This is a genomic window from Citrifermentans bremense R1 (genome assembly GCF_000426865.1).
GTDB lineage: Bacteria > Desulfobacterota > Desulfuromonadia > Geobacterales > Geobacteraceae > Geomonas > Geomonas bremensis.
In genome coordinates, this window is sequence record NZ_AUGE01000014.1 from 83,613 (window position 1) to 110,528 (window position 26,916).

At 60.5% G+C, this 26,916-nt stretch carries 24 protein-coding genes and 1 rRNA gene; 12 read left to right on the top strand and 13 right to left on the bottom strand.

Features of this window, described 5'->3' with window-relative positions; all coding sequences use genetic code 11:
• Positions 1–170: 170 nt before the first annotated feature.
• Positions 171–1,340: an 8-amino-7-oxononanoate synthase gene (gene bioF, locus K419_RS0110490; protein ID WP_026841546.1), complete on the bottom strand. Its 1,170-nt coding sequence runs from the start codon at positions 1,338–1,340 to the stop codon at positions 171–173.
• Between the two features lie 374 nt (positions 1,341–1,714).
• Between bioF and K419_RS0110495 the strand changes: the two genes are divergently transcribed.
• From K419_RS0110495 to K419_RS0110505, 3 genes are all read left to right on the top strand, one after another.
• A complete protein-coding gene (locus tag K419_RS0110495) occupies positions 1,715–3,022 on the top strand; it encodes a 4Fe-4S dicluster domain-containing protein (protein WP_026841547.1) in 1,308 nt (435 codons plus the stop codon).
• Between the two features lie 173 nt (positions 3,023–3,195).
• The gene (locus K419_RS0110500) at positions 3,196–3,708 is read left to right on the top strand and encodes a M48 metallopeptidase family protein (RefSeq protein WP_026841548.1); all 513 of its coding nucleotides are present in this window, start codon (positions 3,196–3,198) and stop codon (positions 3,706–3,708) included.
• A gap of 179 nt (positions 3,709–3,887) precedes the next feature.
• Positions 3,888–4,073: a hypothetical protein gene (locus tag K419_RS0110505; RefSeq protein ID WP_026841549.1), complete on the top strand. Its 186-nt coding sequence runs from the start codon at positions 3,888–3,890 to the stop codon at positions 4,071–4,073.
• Between the two features lie 85 nt (positions 4,074–4,158).
• On the opposite strand, the gene K419_RS24115 is transcribed toward K419_RS0110505, so the two are convergent.
• Positions 4,159–4,776: a sterol desaturase family protein gene (locus tag K419_RS24115; RefSeq protein WP_226377677.1), complete on the bottom strand. Its 618-nt coding sequence runs from the start codon at positions 4,774–4,776 to the stop codon at positions 4,159–4,161.
• Between the two features lie 213 nt (positions 4,777–4,989).
• Here K419_RS24115 and K419_RS0110515 point away from each other — a divergent pair, with 213 nt between their 5' ends.
• Entirely contained in the window at positions 4,990–5,439 is a 450-nt protein-coding gene (locus K419_RS0110515) for a hypothetical protein (RefSeq protein ID WP_026841550.1), read from the top strand.
• Between the two features lie 31 nt (positions 5,440–5,470).
• Positions 5,471–5,899 carry a surface-adhesin E family protein gene (locus tag K419_RS0110520; RefSeq protein ID WP_026841551.1) on the top strand — a complete coding sequence of 143 codons (429 nt, stop codon included), beginning with the start codon at positions 5,471–5,473 and terminating at the stop codon, positions 5,897–5,899.
• Between the two features lie 8 nt (positions 5,900–5,907).
• On the opposite strand, the gene aroC is transcribed toward K419_RS0110520, so the two are convergent.
• The 5 genes from aroC to K419_RS0110545 all read right to left on the bottom strand — a co-directional run bounded on the left by aroC (position 5,908) and on the right by K419_RS0110545 (position 12,042).
• Positions 5,908–6,990, bottom strand: a complete 1,083-nt coding sequence (aroC, locus tag K419_RS0110525) for a chorismate synthase (RefSeq protein WP_026841552.1) — start codon at positions 6,988–6,990, stop codon at positions 5,908–5,910.
• A 50-nt stretch (positions 6,991–7,040) separates the two neighbouring features.
• Positions 7,041–9,161 (bottom strand): glycogen debranching protein GlgX, encoded by a 2,121-nt coding sequence (gene glgX / locus K419_RS0110530; RefSeq protein WP_026841553.1) that lies wholly within the window; start codon positions 9,159–9,161, stop codon positions 7,041–7,043.
• A gap of 128 nt (positions 9,162–9,289) precedes the next feature.
• Entirely contained in the window at positions 9,290–10,834 is a 1,545-nt protein-coding gene (gene lnt, locus K419_RS0110535) for an apolipoprotein N-acyltransferase (protein WP_026841554.1), read from the bottom strand.
• A gap of 124 nt (positions 10,835–10,958) precedes the next feature.
• Complete coding sequence (locus tag K419_RS0110540) at positions 10,959–11,489, bottom strand: YMGG-like glycine zipper-containing protein (protein ID WP_026841555.1); 531 nt, start codon at positions 11,487–11,489, stop codon at positions 10,959–10,961.
• Position 11,490: 1 nt separating this feature from the next.
• Positions 11,491–12,042, bottom strand: a complete 552-nt coding sequence (locus tag K419_RS0110545; RefSeq protein WP_026841556.1) for a hypothetical protein — start codon at positions 12,040–12,042, stop codon at positions 11,491–11,493.
• Between the two features lie 236 nt (positions 12,043–12,278).
• Between K419_RS0110545 and K419_RS0110550 the strand changes: the two genes are divergently transcribed.
• Entirely contained in the window at positions 12,279–13,820 is a 1,542-nt protein-coding gene (locus tag K419_RS0110550; RefSeq protein WP_026841557.1) for a hypothetical protein, read from the top strand.
• 92 nt (positions 13,821–13,912) lie between these two features.
• Entirely contained in the window at positions 13,913–15,406 is a 1,494-nt protein-coding gene (gene malQ, locus K419_RS0110555) for a 4-alpha-glucanotransferase (protein WP_026841558.1), read from the top strand.
• A gap of 77 nt (positions 15,407–15,483) precedes the next feature.
• Here the strand turns inward: malQ and K419_RS0110560 are convergent, their stop codons facing one another.
• The 3 genes from K419_RS0110560 to K419_RS0110570 form a co-directional block, all read right to left on the bottom strand.
• Positions 15,484–16,005 carry a DUF4142 domain-containing protein gene (locus K419_RS0110560; RefSeq protein WP_026841559.1) on the bottom strand — a complete coding sequence of 174 codons (522 nt, stop codon included), beginning with the start codon at positions 16,003–16,005 and terminating at the stop codon, positions 15,484–15,486.
• A 303-nt stretch (positions 16,006–16,308) separates the two neighbouring features.
• Complete coding sequence (locus K419_RS0110565; RefSeq protein WP_026841560.1) at positions 16,309–17,094, bottom strand: Fpg/Nei family DNA glycosylase; 786 nt, start codon at positions 17,092–17,094, stop codon at positions 16,309–16,311.
• 92 nt (positions 17,095–17,186) lie between these two features.
• Positions 17,187–18,113, bottom strand: a complete 927-nt coding sequence (locus K419_RS0110570; RefSeq protein WP_026841561.1) for a DMT family transporter — start codon at positions 18,111–18,113, stop codon at positions 17,187–17,189.
• A gap of 227 nt (positions 18,114–18,340) precedes the next feature.
• On the opposite strand from K419_RS0110570, the gene K419_RS0110575 reads away from it, so the two are divergent.
• From K419_RS0110575 to K419_RS0110585, 3 genes are read left to right on the top strand one after another with little or no spacing between them, the layout of a single operon-like run.
• Positions 18,341–18,676 (top strand): hypothetical protein, encoded by a 336-nt coding sequence (locus tag K419_RS0110575; RefSeq protein ID WP_026841562.1) that lies wholly within the window; start codon positions 18,341–18,343, stop codon positions 18,674–18,676.
• A complete protein-coding gene (locus K419_RS0110580; RefSeq protein ID WP_026841563.1) occupies positions 18,666–19,541 on the top strand; it encodes an HDOD domain-containing protein in 876 nt (291 codons plus the stop codon). The genes K419_RS0110575 and K419_RS0110580 overlap by 11 nt, the downstream gene beginning before the upstream one ends.
• Positions 19,528–21,684 (top strand): ATP-binding protein, encoded by a 2,157-nt coding sequence (locus K419_RS0110585; RefSeq protein ID WP_026841564.1) that lies wholly within the window; start codon positions 19,528–19,530, stop codon positions 21,682–21,684. The genes K419_RS0110580 and K419_RS0110585 overlap by 14 nt, the downstream gene beginning before the upstream one ends.
• Positions 21,685–21,759: 75 nt before the next feature.
• On the opposite strand, the gene K419_RS0110590 is transcribed toward K419_RS0110585, so the two are convergent.
• The gene (locus K419_RS0110590) at positions 21,760–22,065 is read right to left on the bottom strand and encodes a hypothetical protein (protein ID WP_026841565.1); all 306 of its coding nucleotides are present in this window, start codon (positions 22,063–22,065) and stop codon (positions 21,760–21,762) included.
• A gap of 294 nt (positions 22,066–22,359) precedes the next feature.
• Between K419_RS0110590 and K419_RS0110595 the strand changes: the two genes are divergently transcribed.
• Positions 22,360–23,958, top strand: a complete 1,599-nt coding sequence (locus K419_RS0110595) for a methyl-accepting chemotaxis protein (protein WP_026841566.1) — start codon at positions 22,360–22,362, stop codon at positions 23,956–23,958.
• A gap of 42 nt (positions 23,959–24,000) precedes the next feature.
• On the opposite strand, the gene ung is transcribed toward K419_RS0110595, so the two are convergent.
• Positions 24,001–24,696: a uracil-DNA glycosylase gene (gene ung, locus K419_RS0110600; RefSeq protein WP_035497141.1), complete on the bottom strand. Its 696-nt coding sequence runs from the start codon at positions 24,694–24,696 to the stop codon at positions 24,001–24,003.
• Between the two features lie 354 nt (positions 24,697–25,050).
• Between ung and K419_RS0110605 the strand changes: the two genes are divergently transcribed.
• Positions 25,051–26,574 carry a radical SAM/SPASM domain-containing protein gene (locus tag K419_RS0110605; RefSeq protein WP_026841568.1) on the top strand — a complete coding sequence of 508 codons (1,524 nt, stop codon included), beginning with the start codon at positions 25,051–25,053 and terminating at the stop codon, positions 26,572–26,574.
• Between the two features lie 76 nt (positions 26,575–26,650).
• On the opposite strand, the gene rrf is transcribed toward K419_RS0110605, so the two are convergent.
• Positions 26,651–26,767, bottom strand: a 5S ribosomal RNA gene (gene rrf / locus K419_RS0110610).
• Positions 26,768–26,916 lie beyond the last annotated feature (149 nt).

The window sequence follows — 26,916 nt, forward strand, 5'->3', positions numbered from 1 at the left end:
CTTTAAATTCAAAACCAAAAGGCGGAACACAGAGGTCGCGGAGGTCCACGGAGGTCACTGAGGGTTTTCCCGTCGTTCAGGTTTCCCCTGAAGTTGTGCTTTCCTCTGTGTCCGCTTTGTCTTTTCCTCTGTGAACCTCTGTGGTGAGCTTTGGTTTAGTGAAGTTTTGTTTAAACCACCCCGAGCTTCTGCCCCACCTGCGCGATGATACCCGCGGCTTCTTCCAGCTCGGCCGCTTCGTGCGTTGCCATGATGGTACAGCGCAGCCGGCAACTCCCCGACGGGACCGTGGGCGGCCTGATCCCTTGTACGAAGATCCCCTGCTCCAGGAGTTCCTTGCTGAATTCCATAGTGGCGTCGGCCGGTCCCACAAAGATGGGGACTATCTGGGTCTCGCTCCCCATGGTGTCGAAACCCGCCTGCGCCAGCTTCTCCTTGAAAAGCGCGACGTTCGCCGCAAGCTTCTCCCTCAGCTCTTTTCCTTCCGGCGAATCCACCAGTTCGATGGCCGCAATGGAGGCGGCCAGCACGGCCGGGGGGAGCGAGGTAGAGAAGATGAAGCTGCGCGCCTTGTTCACCAGGTAATCGCAGATGGTTGCGGACGCAGCCGCGTAGGCGCCGAAGCTTCCGAGCCCCTTGCCAAGGGTCCCCATGTGGATGTCGATCCCGTCCATGACGCCCAGCAGTTCGCCGCTGCCGCGCCCGGTCGGGCCGAGTACGCCTGTGCCGTGTGCGTCGTCGACCATGAGCAGGGCGCCGTACTTCTTGGCCAGCCGCACGAGGTCCTGCAACGGGGCGATGTCGCCGTCCATGCTGAACACCCCGTCGGTGACGATGAGGCGCCGCCCGTTGCCGCCTTTGTCCTGCAGCAGCCGCTCCAGGGCCGCCATGTCACGGTGCGGGTAGCGGTGCAAATCGGCCCGGGAGAGAAGAGCGCCGTCGATGATGCTGGCGTGATTGAGCCGGTCCGAGAAGATGGCGTCGCCACGCCCGACGAGGGCGGAAACGATACCGGTATTGGCGGCGTAGCCGGAGTTGAACAACAGGGCCCTCTCGGTCCCCTTGAAGGCGGCGATCCGCTCCTCAAGCTTTTCGTGCAGCTCCATGGTGCCGGAAACCAGCCGCGAGGCGCCGCTGCCGACACCGAAGGCCACACCGAATACAGCGGCGCTTCTCAGCTCGGGGTGATCGGCAAGCCCCAGGTAGTTGTTGGAGCAGAGCATGAGAACCTGCTTCCCGTCAAGCTCCACCCGGCTTCCCTGTGCGCCTTTGATGACCCTCATGCTGCGGTACAGTCCCTCCGCGCGCAGGGCTTCAAGCTCTTCAGCAAATGTCTGCACAGCCTCTCCCTCCTATGACAGATTCCCCGGTTCCCAGCCGACCATTGTTATTAGCACAGGAACTCCGGATTCGTCAACCTGACAACCAACCCAGGTTGACAATCCTCCTCCGGCCGGGGGCGGAAGAGAACAGGCCCCGACCTGCTCTTTCAGTCGCAGAGACACAATGGTCGCAGTGCTGTCGTCAACAATGATTGCAGGCATCCGAATGGAGGTTATACTCTTAAAGTTTTTTAATTGCAGCATCTGTTTCCGGCCCGTAAGTACCTGCCGTAGGCAGCATACTCTCACCATCGATGCTTATTGTCACAAACTTCCGCGGCTGCGGAGTTCTGTGTTCACTCCTGCAGCAACCGCGTCATCGGAGAGCGTCTATGCCGCACCTAAACCGTCACAAAGCGTACAGCTCACTGATGGAGCGCCTGAACCGATTCCCTCAAGGCGCTCCACCCTCCGAATTGCTCACCAAGATCCTCGCCCTGCTCTTTACTGAGAAAGAGGCGAAACTGGTGGGGCTGCTCCCCATGCATCCGTTCTCCCCCGCCAAGGCGGCGGAGATCTGGAGGGTGAGGGAAGTCGAGGCATTCCGCACGCTCGAAGAGCTGGCGAAACGAGCGCTGCTACTGGATGCCGAGCACGACGGCGAGAAGCTCTACGTGCTCCCCCCGCCGATGGCGGGCTTCTTCGAGTTTTCTCTGATGCGGGTCAGGGCGGATATCGACCAGGCGGCGCTGAGCCTGCTCCTGTACCAGTACCTGAACCAGGAGCAGGAGTTCATCAGCGGGCTGTTCATGGAGGGGAGAACCAGGATCGGCAGGATCATGGTCGGCGAGAACGAGGTCCCCCCCGCGCACATCACCCGGGTCTACAACTACGAGCGTGCCAGCGAGGTGATCAAGGAGGCGAAGAAGATCGGTGTGGGCACCTGCTACTGCCGCCATAAGATGCAGCACCTCGGGCGCGCCTGTGCCGCGCCGATGGAGACCTGCATGGTTTTCGGGCCGGTTGCGGACTCGCTGATCAGGCACGGCCACGCCCGCGCCATCGACAGCGCCAATTGCCTGGACCTGCTGCAGCAGGCGCGGGAGCATAACCTGGTCCAGTTCGGGGAGAACGTGCAGGGAGGTCTTTCCTTCATCTGCAACTGCTGCAGCTGCTGCTGCGAAGCGCTGATAGCAGCACGCAAATTCTGCAACGTGCAGCCCGTGCACAGCACCAACTTCATAGCGGAATTAACCGCCACCCAATGCAGCGGCTGCGGCCGGTGCATCGATGCCTGCCCCGCTGAAGCGGTGCGGCTCATATCTGCCAACGACCCGCAGCACCCGTGGCTTAGGAGATGCGTGCAGGACAGCGAACGCTGCCTGGGATGCGGAGTCTGCGTCAGGGTCTGCCGCAGCGCGGCGATCACGTTGAAACCAAGGGCTGAGCGGGTCATTACCCCGGTCGACAGCGCCCACCGTATCGTGCTGATGGCGCTTGAGCAGGGCAAGCTGCAGCATCTCATCTGGGACAACCGCGCGCTCTTCAGCCACCGCGCCATGGCCGCCATCGTGGGCGCCATCCTGAAACTTCCTCCGGTGAAACAGGCCCTGGTCCGCAGCCAGCTCGGTTCGCACTACCTGCAAGGGGTAATCGAAAGGCACGCAGAGCGATCCAGCAAGACCTGTTACAGATACTGATTAACGCTTTACTCCTTAGGCTTTCTCAGAAGTCCTCAGACGTTCTCCTTGCCAATTGTTTTAAATGGCGGCGCCGTCATATTCTGCGGCGCCACTTTTTTGCAGCACTTAGCCCACCGATGTGTTACCTTCTCCCCTGTTTTCGACTCATTTTTCCTTTAGAAGAGAAGTACATGCACGGACTGAAATACCTCGCCGGCTATTCCGAGAGCGTCACCAGCAAAGTGGAGCGGTTGATAGCCGACAACAAGTTGGGGAGCGTGCTGCTCGCCAAGTACCCCACCCCGCACCAGATCCGGACCGACCGGGCCCTTTACGACTTCGCCGTCGCCTTAAAGAACGAGTTCCTCCGCAAGTCGCAACCGCTCAGCAAGGTAAGCTACGACCCGAAGATCAGCGTCATGAACCACGCCCTCGGACTGCACGCCTTCGTGTCGCGGGTGCAGGGGGCGAAGCTCACGGCAAAGCACGAGATAAAGATCGCCGCGCTCTTCAAGCTCGCCCCGATAGAGTTCCTGAGGATGATCGTAGTCCACGAACTGGCCCACCTGAAGGAGAAGGAGCACAACAAGGCCTTTTACCAGCTCTGCGAATACATGGAGCCGTCCTACCACCAGTTTGAGTTCGACACGAGACTGTACCTGATCCACCTTGATTCAGAAGGCCCGCTTTACCAAGCCTTCTGACCGCACCCGTAACCCTCCTCCTTCATCTGGCAACCCCGGCAGAGATTGACATCCCCACCTGGCCCGATAGATTTAAACCTGCCCTTCAAATTAACTAACACTAACCACAGCCAACCAGTAACCATGCCGCGGCTCCCCCGGCACCTCCCCAAAAGCGGCATCCGTAAAGGAGGATCCCCATGTCATTCGCACTTTATGTCGCCGGGTTCATGCTCGTCATCGGAGGCATCGCCTGGGCCCTGGTCGAGGCTGGACTGGCCATGTTCAAGATAGCCATCGTCTGCATCATCCTCCTGGGGATAGCGATACTGACAGGGGTGGTGAAGACCCGTCCCAAGGATCCGCCCAGGGGGCCGCTGGCGTGACTGCGCCATCGGTTACGGATAAACGAAGAGACCCGGGGCGAAGCTCGACCCGGGTCTCTTTTTTTGTTTCCTCTTGGGGCAACCGTCACGGCGCCAGCGCGGTCCTCGGCACAGGCAGCAGCCGCCCTTCCGGAGCAATGGCCTTGATCTCGGGTTGGAACGGCATGGCCAAAACTTTCCCCAGGGTCAGCTGCGCCGGGTCCTGATAGCCGACCACACCTATGTCTATGCCGTCCTGCAGGACGTTCAGCCGCACGGTCCCTTGCAGGTAGTCGGGCCAGGAAAAAATGGTGCCCCAGTTGGAATCGGTTTCTCCGCGAACCACCGAATGATGGATCCCGTGCATGCGGGGGGTGAAAGGAAGCCCGCCCCAGCGCCCAAGAAGCGGAAAGCGCTTCCTCAGGCCGCCATGGATCAAGCCCCACCCGACCCCGTAGGCCACCCCGAATGCTAAGTTGGCGCGCCGTTTCTCCTGCGGGTCGAGCCGCCGGCCCAGGAGTTTCGAGGCGAAGCGGGGCCCGGCGACCTGGTGGGCGGAACCTTCCCGCACCTTCCTGTCGCGCCTTTTCTGCTTTTTGCTCACCAACCGGTCCAGCAACTTTTCACTTGCACCGGCGACGGCGCCGGCAACAAGACCCGCTGCCATGCCGGTCAGAATCGGGTGCCGTCTTTCCAACGGTGAAACCTGATTCCCTGTGAACATAACGACCTCCTCCGGTTCAAGATGCGCCTCAAGCCGAACAACTGCCCCATTGTAACTGCGGCCAGGGGGGTGTCAACGAGCCTACGGAGCGGCTGCGGGCGCTCTCAACGTGGGAAGCGCCCCCCCTTGACCGGGCTTTGCCGGGCTCTATAATAAGTAGTCGCAAAAAAGGGAAGCTATCAGGGGCAGCAACGACACTATCAGGAGGCTCTCATGCTAGTCAGAACTTTGCAGGTTGTTGTTCATTGTGAGCACAAAACCCTCTGGAACATGCTCATCGACAGACTGCAGCACCCTGAGCGTTATCTGGTCGGCATCACGGAGGCGCGCGTCACAGAGGAGGGCGAGGACATCTTCATCTCCGAGATGCTGCTGCACGGTGAGCCGGTAAAAGAACGGGTGCTGGTGCGTCCCTATGACGGTGAACTGAGGCACGAGTTACTGGAGCACCCGCAGTTCACCGGCTTCATAGCGAGAAAGATAGTGAAGACGGCGAGACAAAGTCCAGTGGCGCCGCTCTACCTTGAGTACGACCTGGATCTGCTGCGGAAATCGTTGAAGGTGCAGAGGGTGGTTAGGGGTGAAGACGAGATACTGACCGACCTGGGATCCGAGATGCAGAAGATAAGGGTACGGGCAGAGGAGATGGACTCCCGGCGTTAAGGGGAGACTCGCGGCTACAGGAGGTGACAAGATGCGGCTACCACTTATATTCTTTTCGCTGCTGGCGCTGATCTTCGCTTCTTGGGCGGTGGCCGCCGACACCGACTGGGTCCTGGTCGACGAGAACCAGGATTCGGCCTTCTTCTATGACAGAAACGGCACTACCCCCGCAAGAGACGGCATGATTCAGGTAAGGACACGTGTGGTCTATACGGACCAGGGGAAGAAGGAGGCGCTCAAGGTGCTGCACGGGTTGCCGGAGCCTTCCCGGCTGTACGAGTCGCGCTACATGTATCGGATCGACTGCGCCGAGAAGGAGGGTCGCTTGGTCGGCGTTACCCACTTCGACAAAAACGGCGCCATCCTTAGGTCATCCGATTTGGGCGAGACCACTGTGCTGGAGTATCTCCCTCCCGGCTCCCGCATGGCCATCGTGGCCGAGGACAACTGCAGGCCCTAAACCCCGCGCTACTTGCTGCGGTACTCCTGCCGCAGCACCAGGTCCATCAGGACCAGTGCCGCCATCGATTCCACGATGGGGACCGCCCTGGGGACGACGCAGGGGTCATGGCGCCCCTTCGCTTCCAGCACGGTCTCGGTGCCGTCGAAGGCGGCCGTTTTCTGAGGCAGGGAAACGGTCGCCGGCGGCTTGAAAGCAACCCGGAAATGAACCGGCTCGCCGTTGGAAATTCCCCCCTGCACCCCTCCCGAATAGTTGGTCGAGGTACCCAGGCGTCCCTCTTTCTGCACGAAGGGATCGTTATGGGCGCTCCCCAGCATCCGGCTCCCGCCGAACCCGGAGCCGACCTCGAAACCCTTGGCTGCCGGAAGCGAGAGCATGGCATGGGCGAGGAGGGCGTCCAGCTTGTCGAACACCGGCTCCCCCAGCCCTGCGGGAAGGTTCCGGCAGACACAGCGAACCACGCCGCCGACCGAGTCTTTGCTGTCCCGCACCGATCCGATCAGCTGCATCATAGCCGCCGCAGCCTCACCGTTGGGGCAGCGGACGGCTGTGGCATCCACCTGTCCCCGGGTGATCCCCTCCAGATCGACCATGCCCCCCTCCAACTCCCCTACCCCGTCCACCCAGGCCACGATCTCCAATCCGAAACGCTCCGCCAGGTACTTCTCCGCTATGGCGCCGGCCGCCACCCGCCCTATGGTTTCCCGGGCGGAGGAGCGCCCGCCGCCGCTTGAGGCGCGGATGCCGTATTTCATCTGGTAGCTGTAGTCGGCATGAGAGGGGCGGGGGACCGCCTCCATCTCCCGGTAGTCGCCGGGGCGCTGGTCGCGGTTATGCACCAGGAGGCAGATGGGGGTGCCCAGGGTGAGCCCCCGCTCCACGCCGGAGAGGATGCTCACCAGGTCCTTTTCCTCGCGCGGGGTGGAGAGTTCGCTCTGCCCCGGGCGGCGCCGGTCCAGCTGCGGCTGGATGTCGCTCTCGCGCAGTTGCATCCCGGCCGGGACGCCGTCGACCACGGCGCCGACCGCGGCGCAGTGGCTTTCGCCAAAGGTGGATACCCTGAAGAGGGTGCCAAAGGTGGAGGACATGCTGATCTCCTTGCAGGTAACGGCAAGCGGATGGGGACAAGGGGGTGAACTCAGTCGGGAGCGGAGCGCCCTTTGGCCTTGCGCGCCTTGGCGATGAGCACCACGAGGCTGCGCGGGGGGAGCTGGTAGCTTCCCGAGGCATGCGCGGGGGTAAGGTCCCAGGGAACGATGTCGTCGGGCGAAGGAAGAGAGGTGTCGATCCAGCGGTACCAGGTGCCTCCCGGCAGCCTGCGCGGGGGGGGAAGCGTGAAGGTGAGCGGTTCCCAGTACGCGTTGACCAGGTAATGGAACACCACGTGGCGGGAGCGGCTCCAGACCGTCAGGGCAATGCTGTGCGACTCGTGGCTCCAGTCGGGGGTCCCGAGGTTGACCCCGTGCCATTCCAGGCGCGCCTGCCCCAGCAACTGAGTCAGGGTCCGCGCGTCCTCCAGTGTGCCGGTCTGCATCAGCCTTGCCTTGATCATCTCCTTGGTGAAGCGGTAAATGTCGGCGTGGCGCTCGTGGAGGCTCCAATCGAACCAGCCGATGCGGTTGTCCTGGCAGTAGGCGTTGTTGTTACCCTGCTGGCTGCGCCGCATCTCGTCCCCCATCAGGATCATCGGGGTACCGAGGGCTAAAAGCGTCACCGCCATGAAGTTCTTGACCTGCCGGTTGCGCAGCTCCTCGACCGCCGGGTCGCCGGCGGGACCTTCAACGCCGCAGTTCCAGCTCAGGTTGGCGTCGGAGCCGTCCCTGTTGGACTCGCCGTTGGCCTCGTTGTGCTTTTTGTTGTAGGAGACCAGGTCGTTCAGGGTAAAGCCGTCGTGACAGGTAACAAAGTTGATGCTCTGCTCCGGTTCGCGCTCCTGGTGCCCGTAGATGTCCGGGCTCGCCAGCATCCTTGCCGCGAAACGGGATACCACCCCTTCGTCCCCTTTGAGGAAGCGGCGCACGTCGTCGCGGAACTCCCCGTTCCACTCCTTCCAGCTGTCGCCGATGAAGCTCCCCACCTGGTAGAGCCCGCCTGCGTCCCACGCCTCGGCGATCAGCTTGATACCCGCCAGCGCCGGGTCCGACTCGATGTCCCAGAGGATGGGGGGGTTCTTGAGCGGGCGCCCCTGGCCGTCGCGGGAGAGGATGGAGGCAAGGTCGAAACGGAAGCCGTCGACGTGCATCTCCTTGACCCAGTAGTGCAGGCTGTCGATGATAAGCCGGCGCACCACGTGGTGGTTCGCGTTCATGGTGTTGCCGCAGCCGGTGTGGTTGATGTAGCTCCCGTCGGGGGCGAGCGAATAGTAGACGTCGTTGGCGAAGCCGCGGTAGCAGAAGGTAGGTCCCTTGTGGTCACCCTCGGAGGTGTGGTTGTAAACCACGTCGAGGATCACCTCTATTCCCGCCTTGTGCAGCGCCTTCACCATGTCGCGGAACTCGTCCAGAGGTCCCAGCGGCTCGGTGCGCGAACTGAAGCCGGCATGGGGGGCGAAGAAGGAGATGGGGCTGTACCCCCAGTAATTGACCAGCCCGAAGGGGGCGTCGTGGGGGTCGAACTGGAACACCGGCAGCAGCTCCACCGCGGTGACCCCCAGGTCCTTCAAGTAGGGGATCTTCTCCACGAGCCCGGCGTAGGTGCCGCGCTTGTCTGCCGAGACCCCGGAGGAAGGGTCCTTGGTGAAACCGGCCACGTGCATCTCGTAGATGACGGTGTTGGAGTAAGGGCGCTTGAGGGGAAGGTCCCCCTCCCAGTCGTAGTCGCGCGGGTCGGCAACGACGCTCTTCATGGCGGTCGCGGCGTTGTCCCCGGGGAGGCAGGCGTCGCCCCTGCAGTACCCCTTGGGGACTGCGACGGCGCGGCCGTAGGGATCGATCAGGACCTTGCCGGGATCGAACCTGCGTCCGCGCTGCGGTTCGAAGGGGCCGGCCACCCGGTAGCCGTAAAGCTGCCCTTCTCCTATGCCGGGGACAAAGACGTGCCAGTAATGGTAGGTGCGGTTTTGCTGCGGATCGAGGGTGATGACGCGGGACGGAATGGCGTCGTCGGCAGCATCGAAGAGCAGGAGTTCCACTCCGGTGCAGTCCCTGGCGAAGACGCTGAAGTTAACGCCTCCGTGCGACACGGTGGCGCCGAGCGGCGAGGTGTTCCCCTTGGGGTACGCCGGAGCGTTTTTCTTGCCTGTTTTTGCCGTAACTTTCACCGTAGATCCTTCTTTCGAGCTCTCAGGGGCGGCCGGTGCAGTCACAGTCGCCACCGCACTTGAATTGACGATGCCTTTTTTACCTTGTGACACTATAGTCCATTATGTTTTTCAGTCAAACGCAGGGTTTACCCTTTTTCAGCTTCTCTCTGGCGACGCATCGAGACATAAGCCGACGTTATCGCTGACGCAGTGAGTAAGGCACAGAGCCAGCCGATCCAGTCTCCGGCCACCGAATACGGGGTGCCCCCCCCCTGTAACAGCGGGATCTTGTCCACCAGAACCTCCTTGGTCCATATCCCGGTACTCTTGACGATGCGCCCGGCAGGATCCACGAATGCCGATATGCCGGTATTGGTGACGCGTACCAGGGAGCGGCGGTTCTCTATGGAGCGGAAGCTGGCCAGCGCCAGGTGCTGCACCGGTTCGGTCGAGTTGCCGTACCATGAGTCGTTGGTGAGGTTGAACATCGCCTCGGGGACGCGTCTCTCCTTTCCGCCGGCCATGAGTTTTCTGATGTGCAGCGGGAAGATGTCTTCATAGCAGATGCTGAGCGAGAGCACGCGATTTCCCAGTCGGAGCGGCTCCTCGCTCTGGCCGCGCCAGAAGCGGCTCGAGTAGGGGGACCAGGAGTAGAGGCTCGGGAAGGTGTCACCAAAAGGTATGTACTCTCCGAAAGGAACCAGCACCGTCTTGTCGTAGCTCCCCAGGATGCGCCCTGAGGCGTCGACCAGAAAGGCGCTGTTGCAGATCCCGCCGGCTACCCGCAGGCAGGCGCCGAAGAGAAGCGGGGTGCCCAGGTCCCCGAGTGCCGCGATGGGGAGCACCCCTTCCCGGAAGGAAAGGCTCACCGGCACCCCTTCCGGCCAGACCACCAGGTCCGGCCTTTGCTTTTCCACCAGGGTCCGCGACATCTCCCGGTGCTCCTGCAACACGGTGTCGGAGTCGATGTGCAGGTCCGCCGCACCACGGTTGGTCTGTACCAGCCCGACCTTGAGGGTCTGCGCCGTAGCTACCTGCCGCGCCACCTCCTTAAGCCGCACCTCCCCGTACCCCAGCACGAACAGAAGCGATAGCGCCAAGGCCGACAGCGCACGCCAGGGGAGACGCCTGTCCTCGAACCAGCAGGCGGTCACCCAGTAAAGCGTTGCGTTGATGTAGACCACGAGGAAGCTCACCCCGAGGATCCCGGCGAAGTCCGCTATCTGCGTCAGATGCGACAGCCGGTACTGGCTCGCCCCGAGGTAGTTAGGGAAAACCTCGGGCCAGAATTTCTCCATCGCCGTCCAGACCACCGGGGCGACCCAGATAACCTGCCAGCCGCGGGCGGCGATGACCCTTATTCCCCAGGCCCAGGCGGCAACCACGATGCCGTTTGCCGCGGCCAGAAGCGCCAGCCCTACTAGGGCAAAGGGGAGAGGGGCTCCGGCGAACTGCTTGAACATATCGATGACCCAGTAAAAGCCGCCTCCGTGCCCGACGATACCGGCAACCCAGCCGATGAGAAAGGCGCGCCCGGGGCGCGCGTCGCGCAGGGCCCAGAAAAGCGGCACCAGGAAGATCCACTCCAGGTAGAACTGGTCGAAGCCGGCATAGCCCAGGAAAAGGAGGATGCCGCTGGCAACTGCTGCGATCCACGGGAAAAGGGGGTGACTGGTAATGCTGTTCAGCAAGGTGACCTCGGTATCAACGGGGATTATGGATGCTGGAGGCGGTGCGGCCTGCCAAGATAGCACAAGCGTTTAATCATCACAATCTCACAAACAGCAGAAAGGGCGCCTCGCGGCGCCCTTCTCTCTAACGGGCAGGGTAGTAATCGGGAGGGACCGAGTACATGTCGGGCGGGGGCGGAGGAGCAACTGTCCTCACCCGGCGCACCTTGCGCACCGAGCCGGGGATCTGGTTCCCCTTCGAGTACATGCACTGAACATACGTGTTGTCGTAAAGCCGCTGCGCCTCGTAACCGTAGGCCCGGCCGGATTCCGAGCCGCTGGCCGCCCCGAACAGGAGTCCCGTGCCTCCTCCTATGGCCGCTCCGGTCCCCGCGTTGCCGCCGGCTGCGCCCAGCAGCGCACCGACCCCGGCACCTACGGCAGTACCGACCACTGCGCTGGTTGCGGTGTTCTGGTTGACGGTGTCCTGGCGGCCCAGGCCCAGTTGCTGCTCGGACCAGCGCCTGCAGACCGCGTCCTCGGCCATGAACTGTTCGAATGACTTACCGGGAGCCGGCAGCACCCTGACGCTGGGGCCGGTGGGAACGGTTGCGCACCCGCTCACCCCCAAGAGGGCCAGCAGCAACCAGGCCGCTGTTCTGGAATGTTTTTTCATGTCACTTCTCCTTGTCCTGCTGCTCTTCCCCAGGGGGTACGGTGTCGGGAACCACTTTCATCCAGCCGCTTGGGCAGCGCTCAACGTAAGGGTAGTACCCCTGCGGGTTCCGGCAATAATACCAGTATCCCGTCTCCTGCTGGCTTTCGGGGAGAACGTACTCCTGCGGCTCCTGCGGAACCACCACTGTTGGAGGAGCGTAGTAACGGTAACTGGGATACGGGTAATAGGGGTAATACCAAGGATCCCAGAACCCGAAGCCGGGGCCTATCCAGACGCTGCCGGAGAAATGGCTGTAGCTGTGGCTGGGTCCCAGGTATCTGGTACCGTAGCCGCCCCCGGAGTAGCCGCCGCGTCCGGTGTATCCACCGCGGCCGACATAGCCGCCGCGGCCGCCGTAACTGGTACCTCCGCTACGTCCGGCGGCGCGCGCCACCTGCTCGCCCCCCCCGCCGCCACCTCTGTCCGCATAGCTCACCTCTGCGGCCGATAGCACCGACCAGGCTGCGACTAACATCGGTATGATGAGCGCTCTCATCTTAATGACTTTCATAGCTCCCCTCCTTTAATGACGGGACTTTGACCAGTCCAGTATACAACTTGCCGGCAACATCTGCAAAAACTAACAAAGCTGTTCCACCGCCTCTGGAGCGGTACCGCGCGAGCTTCGCCCCTCACTGCAAGTAGTGAGGCTGTGGACTCACCCTCATCGACTTGGCGTTGACTTCCAAAGGAGCTGTGCAAAAATTAGCGGGTTCAAATATTCCAACCAATAAAAGGGAGCTAAACATGAGAAAAGACGCCGCGCTCGTTTCGTCACTCTTTCTTGCAGCAGCCCTGATCATTCCGGCTACCAGATCCTGGACTCAGCCCCAGGAAACGGCCGCCAGGAAGGCGCCCTACGACGCGGTCCAGGATGCGCAGACCCCCAGGGAGGTGGCAAGGCCCCGCCCCGAACAGCAAAAGGACCAGCACGACAACTCGGATCTGTTCACGGCAACGAAGGCGGAACCCGCCTCGACGGCTTTCAAGAACCAGCCCGACGAGGGGAAGATTCTCGGTTTCGACTTCTACCGCGACCCCCTCGATGCCAAGAAGCCGATGACCACCTTCCAGGAGGTGTACCAGAAGGACGTGGCCGAGAAGCCTAGGGTGATGGCGACTCAGAGGCGCCTTCTGGAAATGAGGTACAACCTGAAGCCGAATCTCTCCCCTGACGTGAAGATGTCGCGCGGCAAGCCCATTGCAGTAGGGCCGACTGCGCTGCTTGCCCAAGGAACTACCTGGGAGAAGCTGGCGGCGATGTCCCCCGAGCAGATCAGGTCCGGCAACCTCTTCCCTTACCCGCCGCTGCCTCATCCCAAGCAGGTCAACGGCGGGCAGGTCTTCCCCCAGATCCAGATCGACATGTTCCCGAGGCTGCAGCGCTTCGATGTCGATTTCGACCTACCCGATGCCTTCCTCCCCGAGTTCCCACCCGCCATCTTCCTGCAGAACCGCCCGGAACTGGGTGACGTCTCCCGCGGCGAGGTGGTCAGCATCAACAACTTCTACCGCCTCTTCAAGGACCTCCTCACCCCGGTGCAGTTGGACGGCTTGCGGATGCTGGTGACCCCCTTCCCGCAGGAGGAGTTCAACCCCACCGACGACCGCAAATCCTCCCAGGCCAGCCTCGGGGTCGCCTGCCTCGACTGCCACGTCAACGGGCACACCACCGCCCAGTTCCACCTAAGCCCCGACATCCGTCCCCAGGAGCGCCGCTTCCGGCTCGACACGGTGAGCCTCAGGGGGCTCTTCAACCAGCAGATCCACTCGTCCAAGCGCAGCCTGCGCTCGGTCGAGGATTTTACCGAATTCGAGCAGCGCACCGCCTACTTCAACGGCGACGAAATCCACGCCGCCAAAAAAGGGATGAACATCCTGAGCCGGGTCCAGGTCAGCCACATGGCCCAGATGCAGAACATGTTCGACGTACCTCCAGCCCCCAAACTCGACCCTGCCGGTTACCTGGCCCCCATGAAAGCTACCCCGGCGGAAATATCCGGCCAGAAGATCTTCTTCGGGAAGGGTAGATGCGGCAGCTGCCACCCTGCCCCGTTCTACCTGGACCACCAGATGCACGACCTGCAGATGGAGCACTTCACCCGCGAGCCGGGCGATGGCCCCATCAAAACCTTCACCCTGAGGGGGATCAAGGAAAGCCCGCCGTACATGCATGACGGTCGTTGCCTCACCCTGGAGGACACGGTGAAGTTCTTCAACCTGGTGCTCGGGCTCAAGCTTTCCGCTGAGGAGGAGACGAATCTGGTCGCCTTCCTGCGGGTGCTCTAGCCTCCGGTTAGGGGAGCACCGTCAGTGACGCCGGAATCATCCACAAAGCCTCACCTGTTCCACGCAGGTGGGGCTTTTCTACGGGAGGATTTATGAAAAAGCGCGGTAGCGGGATTCTCTGTCACATCACTTCCCTCCCCTCCCCATTCGGCATAGGAGACTTTGGCGCCGGCGCCTACGGGTTCGCCGATTTCCTGTGCGAGGCAAAACAGAGCTACTGGCAGATCCTGCCGCTCAACCCCACCAACAAGAGGTATTTCGACTCCCCCTTCAGCTCCCTCTCCTCCTGCGCCGGTAATACCGCCCTGATCAGCCCTGAGTTGCTGGCGGCGGAGGGGCTCCTGACGCAGCAGGAGGTGGAGGACCGTCCCCGCTTCCCGGAACACCGGGTGGATTACCAGGCCGCTTCGCGTTTCAAGCGGCAGCTTTTCCAGCGGGCGCACACCCGCTTCCAGAAGGGGGGGGTGCCTGAGGACTACGCCAGGTTCTGCCGGGGCAACTCGATGTGGCTTGAGGACCATGCCCTCTTTACCGCGCTCAGCGATCATCTCGGCAATGCCCCGCTGACCGAATGGCCGCAGGAACTCATCAACCGCAACAGCGAGAAGGTGCAGCTGCTGCGCGAAGAGCTCTGGGACGAGGTAGAGCTGGAGAAGTTCCTGCAGTACCTCTTCTTCAAGCAGTGGCACCTGCTGAAGAACTACTGCAACGGCAAGGGGATCCGGATCATCGGCGACTTCCCCATGTTCATGAACTACGATGCCGTGGACATCTGGACCAATCCGGAACTGTTCAAGGTCGATGAGCGGAAAAAGCCGTACGTGCTCGCCGGGAGCCCCCCCGATGCCTTCAGCGCCGAAGGGCAGCTCTTCAACTGCGCGGTCTACGACTGGGACGGGCTGAAGCGTAACGGTTTCAACTGGTGGATCAGGCGCTTTCACTACCTGTTCAGGCAGTACGACTTTGTGAGGATCGACCATTTCCGCGGCCTGATCTCCTATTGGGAGGTCCCGGCAGGGGAGCAAAACGGGCTCAGGGGGAGCTGGCAGCAAACCCCGACGCAGGAATTTTTCAACGCCATGCTGCAGCACTATCCCCTCTTCCCGGTAATCGCCGAAGACCTGGGGACCATCGGCGCCGAGGTCAGGGAGACCATGGCACGGCACGCCATCCCCGGGATGAAGGTGCTCCTCTTGGGGTTCCAGAAGGAGGCGCAGGAAAAGAGCAACCTGCCGCACCTCCACCCCCGCAACAGCGTGGCCTACACCGGCACCCACGACACCGCCACCGTCACCGGGTGGTACCATGGCGCCGACGATAAGGAGCGGCAAGAACTCTTCCGCTATCTGGGGCGGCAGGCTGAGAACGGAGTGAACTGGGAACTGATCAGGCTGGCGCTGAGGTCGGTGGCGCACACGGCGGTGATCCAGATGCAGGACGTCTTGGGAGCAGGCGGGGAATCGAGGATGAATACGCCGGGGAAAGCTGAAGGGAATTGGGAGTGGAGGATCCCGCCAGCCGATCTTGGAGAGGTCGCCTCCCGTCTCGCCGAGATGACGATCTGCTACGGACGGACGCAGGATTGATAATCGCCGGGCGCAAAAATGGGGCTTCGGGTTTTCCCGAAGCCCCATCGCTGTTCTTGCAGCTGCTGGAGGCGCCGTTATTTCTCGACCCCGAGCTTCTTGGCCATGTCCTTTGCGTGCTGCAGGTGCTGTTCGAGGACCGGCAAGGTCTTGTCCACCCACCCTTTCAGTTCTGGATCCTTCACCCTTGTGCTCGCCTTTTTGAACTTCGCCACGTCCTTCTCATGGTCCTTGACCATTTCCTTGGCGTATTTCTTGTCGAACTCGGCGCCGGACAGGGCGTTTAGCTGGTCGACCATCTTCTTGTGCTTGGCGTCCATCTTGGCCGGCTTTTTCAGTTGCTTCTTGGAAATGATGCTATCCAATTCATCGTTGGCCTTGCCGTGGTCGGTGACCATCATCTGACCGAAGTCCTTGATCTCCTGGGAAGCCCCCTTCTGCTGGGCCAGGCGTCCCGCCTCGACCTCCATCATCCCGCCGCTGGCTGCATCCTTCACGAACGCCTTGTCGGACTTGGACACCTTCTCCGCCGCGAGTGCGGGGATTGCCATGCTCAACGCAAACAGAGAAACGACCGCCATCCACAGAAACTTTTTCATGTTTTTTCTCCCCTTTTTGGCCGTAGCCGGTGGTTTTGATGCAACATTAGCAAAAACTAACTGTCTAAAAGTATCCGGCTTTCTCTTGTTGTCAACGCAGAGGATCCGGAAAGTTGAATCCAATCCATCACGGAAAACAGACGCGAAAGTTCTGCTCGGCAAAGAGCGAGGGTATCGGTCCGGCAGGTGCAGGCGAAGGAATACGGGAAAGGATTAGCTGAGCCAGGCGGCGGGCAAAAGAGGATAAAGGGGCGGCTATGCAGCGTTCGGGGGCGGCGGGGATACCCCGCGCCCCTTGGGTTCTTATCTGTAGAGCTGCTGTTCGTCGGTGTAGTAGGTCTGCTTAGAGGAGATGTTCTCCTTGATGACGGACGCCCCCGTGGGGGATTGCTTCAGGCCGGGGCGGTGCACCTTGAGAAACTCTCGGTACTCGCCGGCGACCATGTCCGGGTGGCGTTTGCGGAGTTCCGCTATGGCGTCCTTGAGAACGGCGGGAATGGCCCGCGCCAGCGCCAAGACCGCCTCGGGGGGAAGCTTTCCTGCCGCCGATTTGGGGGAGATGCGCGCCTCCCACAGGATCTCGTCCGCGTAGGCGTTGCCGATGCCGCCGATGAACGACTGGTCCAGGAGCAGAGCCTTGATCAGCGCCTTCGGCTTCTTCGCGCACAGCTGCTGCAACTGATCGGCGCGGAGGTCCAACGCGTCCGGCGCCTCCCGCTCAGGCTGCGGGTTCAATGTCAGCGTCGCCCACCCCTTGGGATCCGAAACCGCGAGCGCGGAACCGTCGCTGAAGGTGACGGTCACCACCGGCGCCTCCAGGCAGTCCAGCTGCTCAGCCTTGGTCAGCACGAAGCCGCCGGTCAGCATGAGGTGAACCCGCAGCATGGCGCCGTTGTCGACCTGGAAAGAAACCTGCTTTCCCGTCCTGCGCACGGCAGTGAGCTTTGCACCTGTGAGCGCGGCGGAGAGTTCATCGGGAGCGACGTTCAGACGCCCCCTGCCGTGGAAGGAAACCGTCGCGATTTTCTTCCCGGTCAGCTTCCGGGCCAGGTTTTCCGCGTAGATGGTGAGATCCGGCAGTTCGGGCATGCCCCCTCCTTAAAAAGTCGAGATGAAATACCTGCGCGAGGGTATCCGAGAATGTAGCGAAGTCAACAAAAGAGACCTGCGGCGCATCCTGCCTAGTCGGCAGCTGCGCCTTCGGCGCGGTAGTCGATCCCCAGGTGCCGCTCACGCAGGCGTTTGATCGAAAGGGGAAGGACGACGGAGGCAAAGATGAGGGAGCAGCCGAGCCACTCCCCCGCGGTCAGCCGCTCCCCCAGGATCAGCGTCCCCCCCAGCATGCTCCAGACCGGGTCCATGGTGTAGATGAGCCCAGCCTTGGTGGGGGTGGTGTAGCGCTGATAGGTGTTTTGCAGGGTGAAACAGATCACGGTCGGGAAGATGGCGCAGTAAACGAGCGACCCGCCCGAGACCGGGCCGATAGCAAAAGGAGGCGCCGGGAGCACCAGGAACAGCAGGCCCCCTACCGCCGTGACCGTGGCGAATTGCACCAGGCTCAACAGGTAGACGTCTTCGTCCCGCAAAAGCTTCGACACCGAAATGATGTGCAAGGCGATGAAGAGCGCGCACAGGGTGGAGAGCAGGTCCCCCTTGTTGAATCCTTCCACCCCGCCCTGGGCCAGCTGCCACAGGCCGGCAAGAGCCAGGAAGAGCCCGGTCGCGGTCCAGCGGTCGAAGCGCTCGCGCCAGAAGGCGAAGCAAAGCAAGGGGATGATGAGCACGAACAGGTTGTTAAGAAATCCCGCGCGCGAGACGCTGGTGCCGCTCACCCCGAGGACGAAGGAGAGGTTGGTGGCGGCGAGAGCGGCTCCGACTATGAGCCCCTTTGTCAGGACATTACGGTTGAAGCGCTTCAGGCGCGGCAGGCAGATCGCCGCCATGAGCAGCGTGGCCAGGGCGAAGCGGAAGAACAAAAAGGTGACCGGCGGGATCTCCCGGAAGCCGATCTTGTTGAAGATGAAACTGCCCCCCCAGAAGAAGGTGGTCAGTATCAGCCAGAAAGTGGCTTTCGAGGAACGAGGATCTTCATGAGTGAGTTTGGACATCGCCTATTAAAGACCGGGGTTGGGGTCCATGTCAACCCCATAGCGCCCTATCCCACGAGTTCCTCGCCGGGGCCAGGGGCGGCGGTGCCGGACCCGCTTTTTTGCCGCCTTCCTGCCGGAAGGTGGTCCGGGAACTAAAGAAACCGCAACAAGCACCGATACGCAAGTAGCAGCTCAATTCATGAGAACGCGCCCCCCCGCGAGCAGGTGCAACAAAGGAGGTCTTCTTGGCAGTTGTCCACATCGACAACCTGGCCCCCGGCATGGTTTTAAGCCGCAACGTCTGCGACCGCAGCGGCAGGATGCTGCTTCCGACCGGAGCGGAGCTTACCGACAAGCATTTCTCGATCTTCAGGATGTGGGGGGTGCTCGAGGTCGAGATCGTAGGCGAAGGGATCGCCGAGGACGCCGAGGTGCCTCAGCACGAGGAGGTGGACCCCGAGCTTTTACGCCAGGCGCGAGCCGAGGTGGAGAGGCTGTTCGTACACAACGACCCGGAGCATCCCGCGGTGAAGGAGCTGCTGCGTCTTTGCACCGAAAGGAGGGCTGCCAGTGCATCGTAAGCCGCATTCCTCGGTGGAGCACATGGTGGAGGACGTTTCCACCATACATTCCCTTCCCATGTTTTACTCGCAACTATCGGAGGCGATCGACCACCCCCGCAGTTCCATCGGGGACATCGCCAAGATCATCTCCGAGGACCAGGGGCTTACCGCCAGGATACTCAAGCTCGCCAACAGCCCCCTGTTCGGCTACTTCTCTAAGATAGACACCATCACCCAGGCAGTCACCATCATCGGGGTGCTTCAGGTGCGCGACCTGGCGCTGGCCCTCTCGGTCATGGACGTCTTCAAGGGGATCCCCGAGGACCTGGTCAACATGGAGCAGTTCTGGAAGCACAGCATCGCCACCGGGCTCGCGGCGCGTATTCTTGCCACCAGCCAGCGCGAGGCTAACCTGGAGCGCTTCTTCGTCGCCGGTATCCTCCACGATATCGGCCGGCTGGTGATGTACGTCCGGGTGCCGGGGATCTGCCTGCAGCTCATGGAACAGTGCCGGGCGACGGAGGCCCTCTTGCACCGCGCGGAGCGCGAGAAGTTCGGCTTCGACCACGCCGACGTCGGGGGGGCCCTGCTGAAAAAATGGAAGATCCCCCCCCGGGTGGCCGAACCGGTCGGCGCCCATCACGACTGCCGCCTGGGCGATCAATACCCGCGCGAAAGCTCCATACTCCACATAGCCGACATCATCGCCCACGCCCTGCAGCTTGGCAACAGCGGCGAGATCTTCGTGCCCGAACTGGACCATGGGGTGTGGGACCGGCTGCAGATCTCCTGCTACTTCCTTCCCACACTGGTTAAACAGGTGGACAGCACCTATGAACAGACCGTATCGGTGCTGTTCGGGAGTGAAGATGCATCGCAATGAGAGCGCACAGACGCAGGTCCGTAAGCTTCAGGAGAGGGTGAACTTCCTCGAGGAAACCAACCTGAACTACCTGAAGACGCTCGACGTGCTCACCGCATGCAGCGACTTCCAGTCGGACATCTACCGTCAGAAGGAACCCTCCTTCGTGATCAAGGCGGTCTTCGGCCAGTTGAAGCGGCTGATACCTTTCACCGCTCTCGGCATGCTCGGCATCGAAGCGGACGCTTCCTTCAGCCTCACCGTCTGCGACCCCGAATTCTCCTGTGGCGAGGTCATGAACGAGGTCGATGCGCGGGTGCAGGACGGCACCTTCGCCTGGGCCGTCAACCAAAACCACCCCGTGGTGGTGCCGACGCTCACCGGCACCGATACGCTCGTGCTGCACGTTCTCGCCACCAACAGCCGCATCAGGGGGATGTTCGTGGGGATACTTCCCGGCAGCCACCTAAGCGCCGAGGTCTCCACCCTCAACGCCCTGAGCAGCATATTGATCAACACGGCTTATGCGGTGGAAAACTCCGAGCTCTACGACATGCTCCAGGAACACATGCAGAATCTGGAAATGAAGGTCGCCCAGCGCACTACCGAACTTGAAGAAGCGCTGGTCAAGGCCGAGGCCGCCACCGCGGCAAAGAGCGTCTTTTTGGCCAACATGAGCCACGAGATCAGGACGCCGATGAACGGGGTGATCGGCCTAGCCAAGCTGCTGATGGAGACGCCGCTCGACCAGGTGCAGCAAGGCTACATGGAGTCCCTTTCCGATTGTGCAGAAAACCTCCTCACCATCATCAATGAGATCCTCGACGTCTCCAAGGTCGAAGCCGGCATGATAACGCTGGAGGCCATCGTCTTCGACCTGAGGCGCTTTTTGGACCGCTCGCTGCAACCGTTCGTGCTCCGCGGCCAGGAAAAAGGAGTCCGGGTCCAGTTGGAGGCGGACCCGGGGCTTCCTGAACTGGTGCTGGGGGACCCGGTTCGACTCCGGCAGGTACTTGCGAACCTCCTGGGAAACGCTCTCAAATTCACCCAGAAAGGGAGCATCACCCTGTCTGCCGCCTTGGCGGGGAGCCGAGAAAACGGCGTCGCTTTGAAGTTCTCCGTCGCCGACACCGGTATCGGCATAGCCCCGGAAGCTATGGAAGTCATCTTCGAGAAATTCTCCCAGGCCGACAGCTCCACCACCCGCCTCTACGGCGGGACCGGGTTGGGGCTTTCCATCAGCAAAAGCCTGGTCGAGCTGATGGGGGGGGAGCTGAGCGTGCAAAGCGCGCTGGGAAAAGGGAGCGTTTTCAGCTTCAGTATCGAGATGAATCAGCCGAAAGCCGGCGAGCGTCCCGCCGAGGAAGAGGGCGAAGCGCCGGGCGAGAAGGTCGAGCGTGAGTTGAAGATCCTCGTGGTGGACGACGTACCGCTCAACCAGCTGATCTCCGCGAAGCTCATCGCCAAAACAGGCAACCACCAGATCTCCACCGCGCAAAACGGACAAGAGGCCGTAGAAAAGTGGGAACAGGAGAGCTTCGACCTCATCTTCATGGATGTTCAGATGCCGGTCATGGACGGGCTGGAAGCGACCCGGATCATCAGGAGCCGCGAGCAAGGGACCGGGTGGCGGGTCCACATCTGCGCTATGACCGCCAATGCGATGAAGGAGGACATCACCATCTGTACCGGTGCCGGCATGGACAGCTATCTGTCGAAGCCGGTACGGGAACGGGAAATCGCCTCCATGATCCGGAAGGTGGCCACCTCCGACGCTCTCCACTCCTCCGGGTCCGCAGCCACTCCCTCACCGGTGCCCGAAGCAGCACCTATGCCGGCCTTCGACCGGGCCGACCTCCTGGAGCGCCTGGGGGGGGAAGAGGAAGCGGTGGGGATGTTCGTGGTGAAATTCATCACGGCGGCAACCGAGCACCTGGATCAACTGAAGGAGGCGGTCTCGGACCGGGATCTTGCCGCAGTCTATTACCGTGCCCACACCATAGCCGGAACATCCGCCAACATGGGAGCGCCCGTGATGCGCGAACTCGCCGCGAGGATGGAGTCCGCAGCCAAGGCAGAGGATGCTGAGCCTCTTGAAGCCCTTTTCCTTCAGTTGCTGCAGGCCTTTTCCGCTTTCAAGTCCGAAGCGCAGACCGCGCCGTAACTCCCCCGATCCCTAAAAAAAAAGATGGAGGCCGGCGGCCCCCATCTCTTGTCATGCAACTTCCGGCACTCTCTTTCAGGCGCCGTTACTGATCAGCATCTCCAGCGTACGCGTTGCGTCTTGCAGCTGGGAATTTAGACGCTTCAGCTCGTCCCGGTTGTAGACACTGGTCCCCTTGCCGATCTCTTTGCTGAGCCTGTCTATCCTCTGTTGAATAGTGTCAACGCTGTCACGGCATGTCTGGGCCACCAGCAGGCATTCATCCTTCTGAAAGTTGTCTCCTGAACTCATCCCCATACCGTTTTCACCGGCAAGTACCGGGAGCGCCGATATGAGAGTAACGGCCGTGAACACGGCCAATTTAGTAGCTAAAGCTTTCATAGCCAACCTCCTTTTTGTAAGTGTGGCTCCCTTTTCTAAGAGTATAGCTAATCGCCTGAGACAACTGCAAGTGAATTTCTTTATCGGCTATGACAGTAATTCTTCTTGCTGCTTCAGTGGGAGGAAGTCCGTCCTTGGCCGCGGTCTTACCACTTCACCTCTCCGCTGAAGAATGCAGTGATTGTGTATACATCGACCCGTATACTTTTTCTAAAGATTGCTCCGCTATCCCCGATAGGTCTTTTCGAAGCTTCCGTTGTCACCATCACAAACACGCGCAACAAAGGGACCAGCATGAACATAAGCAAGAAGATTCTGATCAGCAACGTGGGCATGGTGCTCATCGCGACCATCACCACTTCGGCTATTTCTCTCTACGTCACCAGGAAGGAGATCACGCGCCAGGTCAACGTTTCACTAGCCTCGAGGATCATGGCTTTCCGCGAACTTATCGGCAAAAGCGATGGCAGCATAGTCTTGGTGGACGGCAAGCTGCAGGCAAACGGTGTGACGCTGGACGGCGACAACGCCCTGACCGACAGGATGAAAGAGATCTTCGGGGGGGAGGCGACCATCTTCAGGGACGACGTCCGGGTCGCGACCACGATCAAGAAGGAGGACGGCTCCCGCGCGGTCGGCACCAGGCTCCAGGGACCTGCGCGCGAGGCAGTCGTCGATCGCGCGGCTACCTACCAGGGGGAGGCAAGCATCCTGGGGGTTCCGCACTTCGCCTCCTATCTCCCCCTCAAAGACGGCGGCGGCAAGGTGATCGGCGCTCTTTTCGTGGGCGAGAAAAAGTCCGAGTACCTGGCAGTATTCGAGAGACTGAAATACCTGATCCTCGCGCTGTCCGCACTGCTCGGCGGCGCCCTGGCGCTGGCGGGCTACCTGGCCCTGCACAAGGCACTGATGCCGCTGCGAGAGTTGATCAGGACTCTGCAGAATGTAGCGGAAGGGGACGGTGACCTCACCCATCGCCTTAACGAATCCGGCGATGAGATAGGTGCCGCCAGCCGCTATTTCAACCGGTTCATCGACCGGGTCCACACCATCGTGCAGACGGTGGCCGACAACGCGAACTCCGTGGCGAGCGCGAGTTCCGAGCTGCACTCCAGCACAGAGAGGCTTGCCGACACCACCGAGGCAGTAGCCGTGCAGACAGAAACCGTATCGACCGCCGGCGAGGAGATGGCTGCCACTTCCGCGGACATCTCCAAGAACTGCCTGAGCGCTGTCGACAGCGCCCAGCGAGCCTGCGAGATGGCGCGCTATGGCTCCGCCGACGTCGAGCGCACCATCGACGGAATGAAGCTCATCAACGAGAAGGTGCGAGCCACCTCTGAGAGCGTCGGCAATCTAGGGGTAAAGTCGGAACAGATCGGCGACATCATCGGCACCATCCAGGACATTGCGGACCAGACCAACCTCCTGGCCTTGAACGCGGCGATAGAGGCGGCTCGCGCCGGTGAGCAGGGGCGCGGCTTTGCGGTTGTGGCCGACGAGGTGCGCCGCTTAGCCGAAAGGACCACCAGCGCCACCAAGGAGATCGAGGTCAACATAAGGTCGATTCAAGAAGAGACCGCCCGGGCAGTGCAAGTAATGCACGAAAGCGCACGGGAAGCTGCAAAGGGGGCCGAAGATTCTGTCAAGTCGGGGGAGAGCCTGGCGGAAATTCTGAAACAGGTCAACGAGGTGACGCTGCAGATTGGGCAGATAGCAACGGCCGCCGAAGAGCAGAGCGCGACCAGCCGCGAGATCAGCAATAACGTGCACCAGATTACCGGGATCATCCAGGGCGCAGCCAGGGAAAACCGTGCATCCATGTCGACTGCGGACGAGTTGAACCGGCTCTCGGAGAGTCTGAGGCTGCAGATCTGCAGATTCAGGTATTAAGCCCCCCTCCCCTTCCGGGCAGGGGGAGATGGCGCGCAGCCGCTAGGCGGGGAGACGCCAATCTATAGGATCCATCCCGTGCCGTGCCAGGTAGGCGTTGGCCTGGGAGAAATGCCGGCAACCGAGGAAACCGCGGTGAGCGGACAGGGGCGACGGATGCGGCGCCCTCAGGACGAGGTGCCTCTTCTCGTCGATTACGCCCCCTTTTCTCTGGGCGTAGGCTCCCCAAAGCATGAAAACTAGGTGATACTTCTTCTCGTTGAGTATGGAGACGGCGCGGTCGGTGAAGATTTCCCACCCCTTCGCCTGATGTGAAGCGGCGCGTCCAGCCTCGACCGTCAGCACGCTGTTCAGGAGCAAAACGCCCTGGTCAGCCCAGGACTTCAGGTAGCCGTGCCTGAAGTCCTCCTGCGGGAGCCCGAGATCCGTCTGGATCTCCTTGAAGATGTTCACCAGCGAAGGCGGAATATCTACCCCGCGCGCAACGGAGAAGCTAAGTCCATGGGCTTGGCCCGGTCCGTGATAGGGATCTTGCCCGAGCACCACCACCTTTACTTTGTCAAAGGAGGTGGAGTTGAAGGCGTTGAAGTATTCGCTCCCCTTGGGGTAGATGGTCTTCTTGCGCGCAATCTCAAGGCGCAAGAACTCCTTCAACTCAGCCATGTAAAGCTTCTGGAACTCCTCCAGCAGGTGTAATTTCCAGCCAGCTTCCAGTTGAATCTGTCTTTCCGTCGTCATATCCAATCACCCCGCCACCTTTTGTTGCTGCTCGCACAAAAAGAAATATCACACACCACCGGCACCAGCCAAGCTTTCTCATAAAGTGCAGGCAATGAGCATCGCGACAGCGCTTTTCCCATGGCCCCATGACACTGCTCCAGCTATCTCGCGCCGCCTGCTACAGCATTATCGGGAGTAGATCGTTCATCGTAAAGATGAGGTGCAGCGTGCCCACCATAAAGCCTATTTTAAAATTGGAACATTGACAGTTTTTAACCTTGTTATAGACTGGTGTGCGTTCGTGCGCATTTTCAAGCCTTTTCAGCTCGCTATACTGAAAAGTAGATACTGCAGCAGGCAAGGAGGAACCACATGCAACTGCAATGTTCCGTGCTGGGCAAGGATGTCGAGATCACAGATACCTCAACGCCGGTGATATCGCCCTACTGGCGGCTAAAACGAAACGGCGACTGGACTTTACTCAGCAGATATGCAGCTGAACAAAGCGATTATTCCCTGGTTTCACCGGCGGTGGGAGCGACGCTTTCCCTCATGGATGGGCGCCTCGCCTTCAGGCACCTGTGCCTGATCGTCCAGTACGCCCACGGATTTGAGAATCTCGAAGCTGCTAAAGAATTCGTGACCAAAGTGATCGTTGCCACAAATAAGGAATGTGACGCCGTAGTCGACATGACACCCGAACTCGAACCCTTCGTGGTCAAAATGGACCCGTTGCGGTTCGCCTCAAACATGTCGGAGCCGCAGGAGCAGAAAAGGCCGGCAGCACCGCTGTCGTTGAACCTGATGTTCTCAAACGAATGCGAGACCAACTGCAGGTATTGCCAAGCGCAGCGTCGTTACCTGCCGGAGAATACATTACTCCCTGCAAAGCGATGGAAGGAGATCATAGGGGAAGCCAAAACCCTGGGTATAGAGCAGGTGACTCTTTCCGGAGGAGATCCGCTATACAGAAAGGAAGCCTTGGTACTGATCGGCGAACTAATTGCGAAGGATATGCTGTTTCAGCTTCCGACCAAATGCTGCATCACAGAAGAAATCGCAGACCGGCTGGTAGAGGTAGGAATGACCAACCCCATCAATCAGTATCTGCGCGAGATACAGCTGACTATCGACGGGCCGGACGAAGGATCAGCTCACAAGAGCGTTCATGTCAGCAAGTCAGTCCAAAGCATCAGGAATCTGCAAGCACGAGGGTTCAACTTTCGAGTCAAAGCCGTGGCTACGCCGGTCAATGCCTCGCGAATATATCCATGGATCAAACAGCTGGCAGAGATGGGAGTTACGCAGATAACAGTCGCGGCCTACGCGAAAGTGTATCATCAGCATAACGGCAACTTATCTTTGAGCAGCCATGACAAGTTTTCAATTGCCCAACAGTGCCAGAAGGCAAGATTCGACTTTCCGGAGATCAACCTTAGCACAATCGGCATTGGTCCCGCGCGTGGCGCCGAACAGTGTATGGAATCGGCATCGGTATTCCAACCGGGACCGATAGAGATATCAGTGGACATAGGTGACGAAAGTTCAGGTAAGATCAGCTACTGGAAAAGTCGGATGCAGTGTGCCGGCGGCCGTATCAGTATGACGGTAACTCCGGATGGGAAAGTGGTCCTCTGTGACACGGTGCCACAGGATGAATCTTTCTTTGTGGGGGACGTATCGACCCAGTCGCTGCTTGAAGTCTGGAATAGTGAGTGCCTGCTGAACTTCGCCTATCCTCCCAGGGAGAAGTTCAAGGGGTCTGCTTGTTACGACTGCGACAAACTGGAGGAGTGTCAGAGAAAAGCAGGGCACTGTTTCAGAGATTCCTATTTTAACTTCGGCACCATCTTCGGGCCTGCTGCCAACTGCCCGATGGCACAGAGGCAGGCATAGCGGAAGTGGAAAAAGGGCCTATAGCAGACGCGGAAAAGCCCCGTCAGGAAATCCTGACGGGGCTTTTCTATTAAATTCCCTGCGGCGACCTACTCTCCCACACCGTTACCAGTGCAGTACCATCGGCCCTGAGAGGCTTAACTTCCGTGTTCGGGATGGGAACGGGTGTGACCCTCTCGGCATAGCCACAGAGAAACTCTTAGCTCGAACCTCTACGGCTCTCGCAATATATTTCTCTACAATTGCATCTTCGTGATTTGTAGGTTTTGACTGCTAGCAGTTTATGATCGGGGGGTGGGAAACCCACCCCCCTCTCTAAGAATTTTTTATGGTCAAGCCTCA

What these genes read in the sequence shown, in the direction of transcription:
- K419_RS0110495 (WP_026841547.1), top strand. Translation starts at nt 1,715, where the DNA reads ATGCCGCACCTAAACCGTCACAAAGCGTACAGCTCACTGATGGAGCGC.
- K419_RS0110500 (WP_026841548.1), top strand. Translation starts at nt 3,196, where the DNA reads ATGCACGGACTGAAATACCTCGCCGGCTATTCCGAGAGCGTCACCAGC.
- K419_RS0110505 (WP_026841549.1), top strand. Translation starts at nt 3,888, where the DNA reads ATGTCATTCGCACTTTATGTCGCCGGGTTCATGCTCGTCATCGGAGGC.
- K419_RS24115 (WP_226377677.1), bottom strand. Translation starts at nt 4,776, where the DNA reads ATGTTCACAGGGAATCAGGTTTCACCGTTGGAAAGACGGCACCCGATT.
- K419_RS0110515 (WP_026841550.1), top strand. Translation starts at nt 4,990, where the DNA reads ATGCTAGTCAGAACTTTGCAGGTTGTTGTTCATTGTGAGCACAAAACC.
- K419_RS0110520 (WP_026841551.1), top strand. Translation starts at nt 5,471, where the DNA reads ATGCGGCTACCACTTATATTCTTTTCGCTGCTGGCGCTGATCTTCGCT.
- aroC (WP_026841552.1), bottom strand. Translation starts at nt 6,990, where the DNA reads ATGTCCTCCACCTTTGGCACCCTCTTCAGGGTATCCACCTTTGGCGAA.
- K419_RS0110540 (WP_026841555.1), bottom strand. Translation starts at nt 11,489, where the DNA reads ATGAAAAAACATTCCAGAACAGCGGCCTGGTTGCTGCTGGCCCTCTTG.
- K419_RS0110545 (WP_026841556.1), bottom strand. Translation starts at nt 12,042, where the DNA reads ATGAAAGTCATTAAGATGAGAGCGCTCATCATACCGATGTTAGTCGCA.
- K419_RS0110550 (WP_026841557.1), top strand. Translation starts at nt 12,279, where the DNA reads ATGAGAAAAGACGCCGCGCTCGTTTCGTCACTCTTTCTTGCAGCAGCC.
- malQ (WP_026841558.1), top strand. Translation starts at nt 13,913, where the DNA reads ATGAAAAAGCGCGGTAGCGGGATTCTCTGTCACATCACTTCCCTCCCC.
- K419_RS0110560 (WP_026841559.1), bottom strand. Translation starts at nt 16,005, where the DNA reads ATGAAAAAGTTTCTGTGGATGGCGGTCGTTTCTCTGTTTGCGTTGAGC.
- K419_RS0110565 (WP_026841560.1), bottom strand. Translation starts at nt 17,094, where the DNA reads ATGCCCGAACTGCCGGATCTCACCATCTACGCGGAAAACCTGGCCCGG.
- K419_RS0110570 (WP_026841561.1), bottom strand. Translation starts at nt 18,113, where the DNA reads ATGTCCAAACTCACTCATGAAGATCCTCGTTCCTCGAAAGCCACTTTC.
- K419_RS0110585 (WP_026841564.1), top strand. Translation starts at nt 19,528, where the DNA reads ATGCATCGCAATGAGAGCGCACAGACGCAGGTCCGTAAGCTTCAGGAG.
- K419_RS0110590 (WP_026841565.1), bottom strand. Translation starts at nt 22,065, where the DNA reads ATGAAAGCTTTAGCTACTAAATTGGCCGTGTTCACGGCCGTTACTCTC.
- K419_RS0110595 (WP_026841566.1), top strand. Translation starts at nt 22,360, where the DNA reads ATGAACATAAGCAAGAAGATTCTGATCAGCAACGTGGGCATGGTGCTC.
- ung (WP_035497141.1), bottom strand. Translation starts at nt 24,696, where the DNA reads ATGACGACGGAAAGACAGATTCAACTGGAAGCTGGCTGGAAATTACAC.
- K419_RS0110605 (WP_026841568.1), top strand. Translation starts at nt 25,051, where the DNA reads ATGCAACTGCAATGTTCCGTGCTGGGCAAGGATGTCGAGATCACAGAT.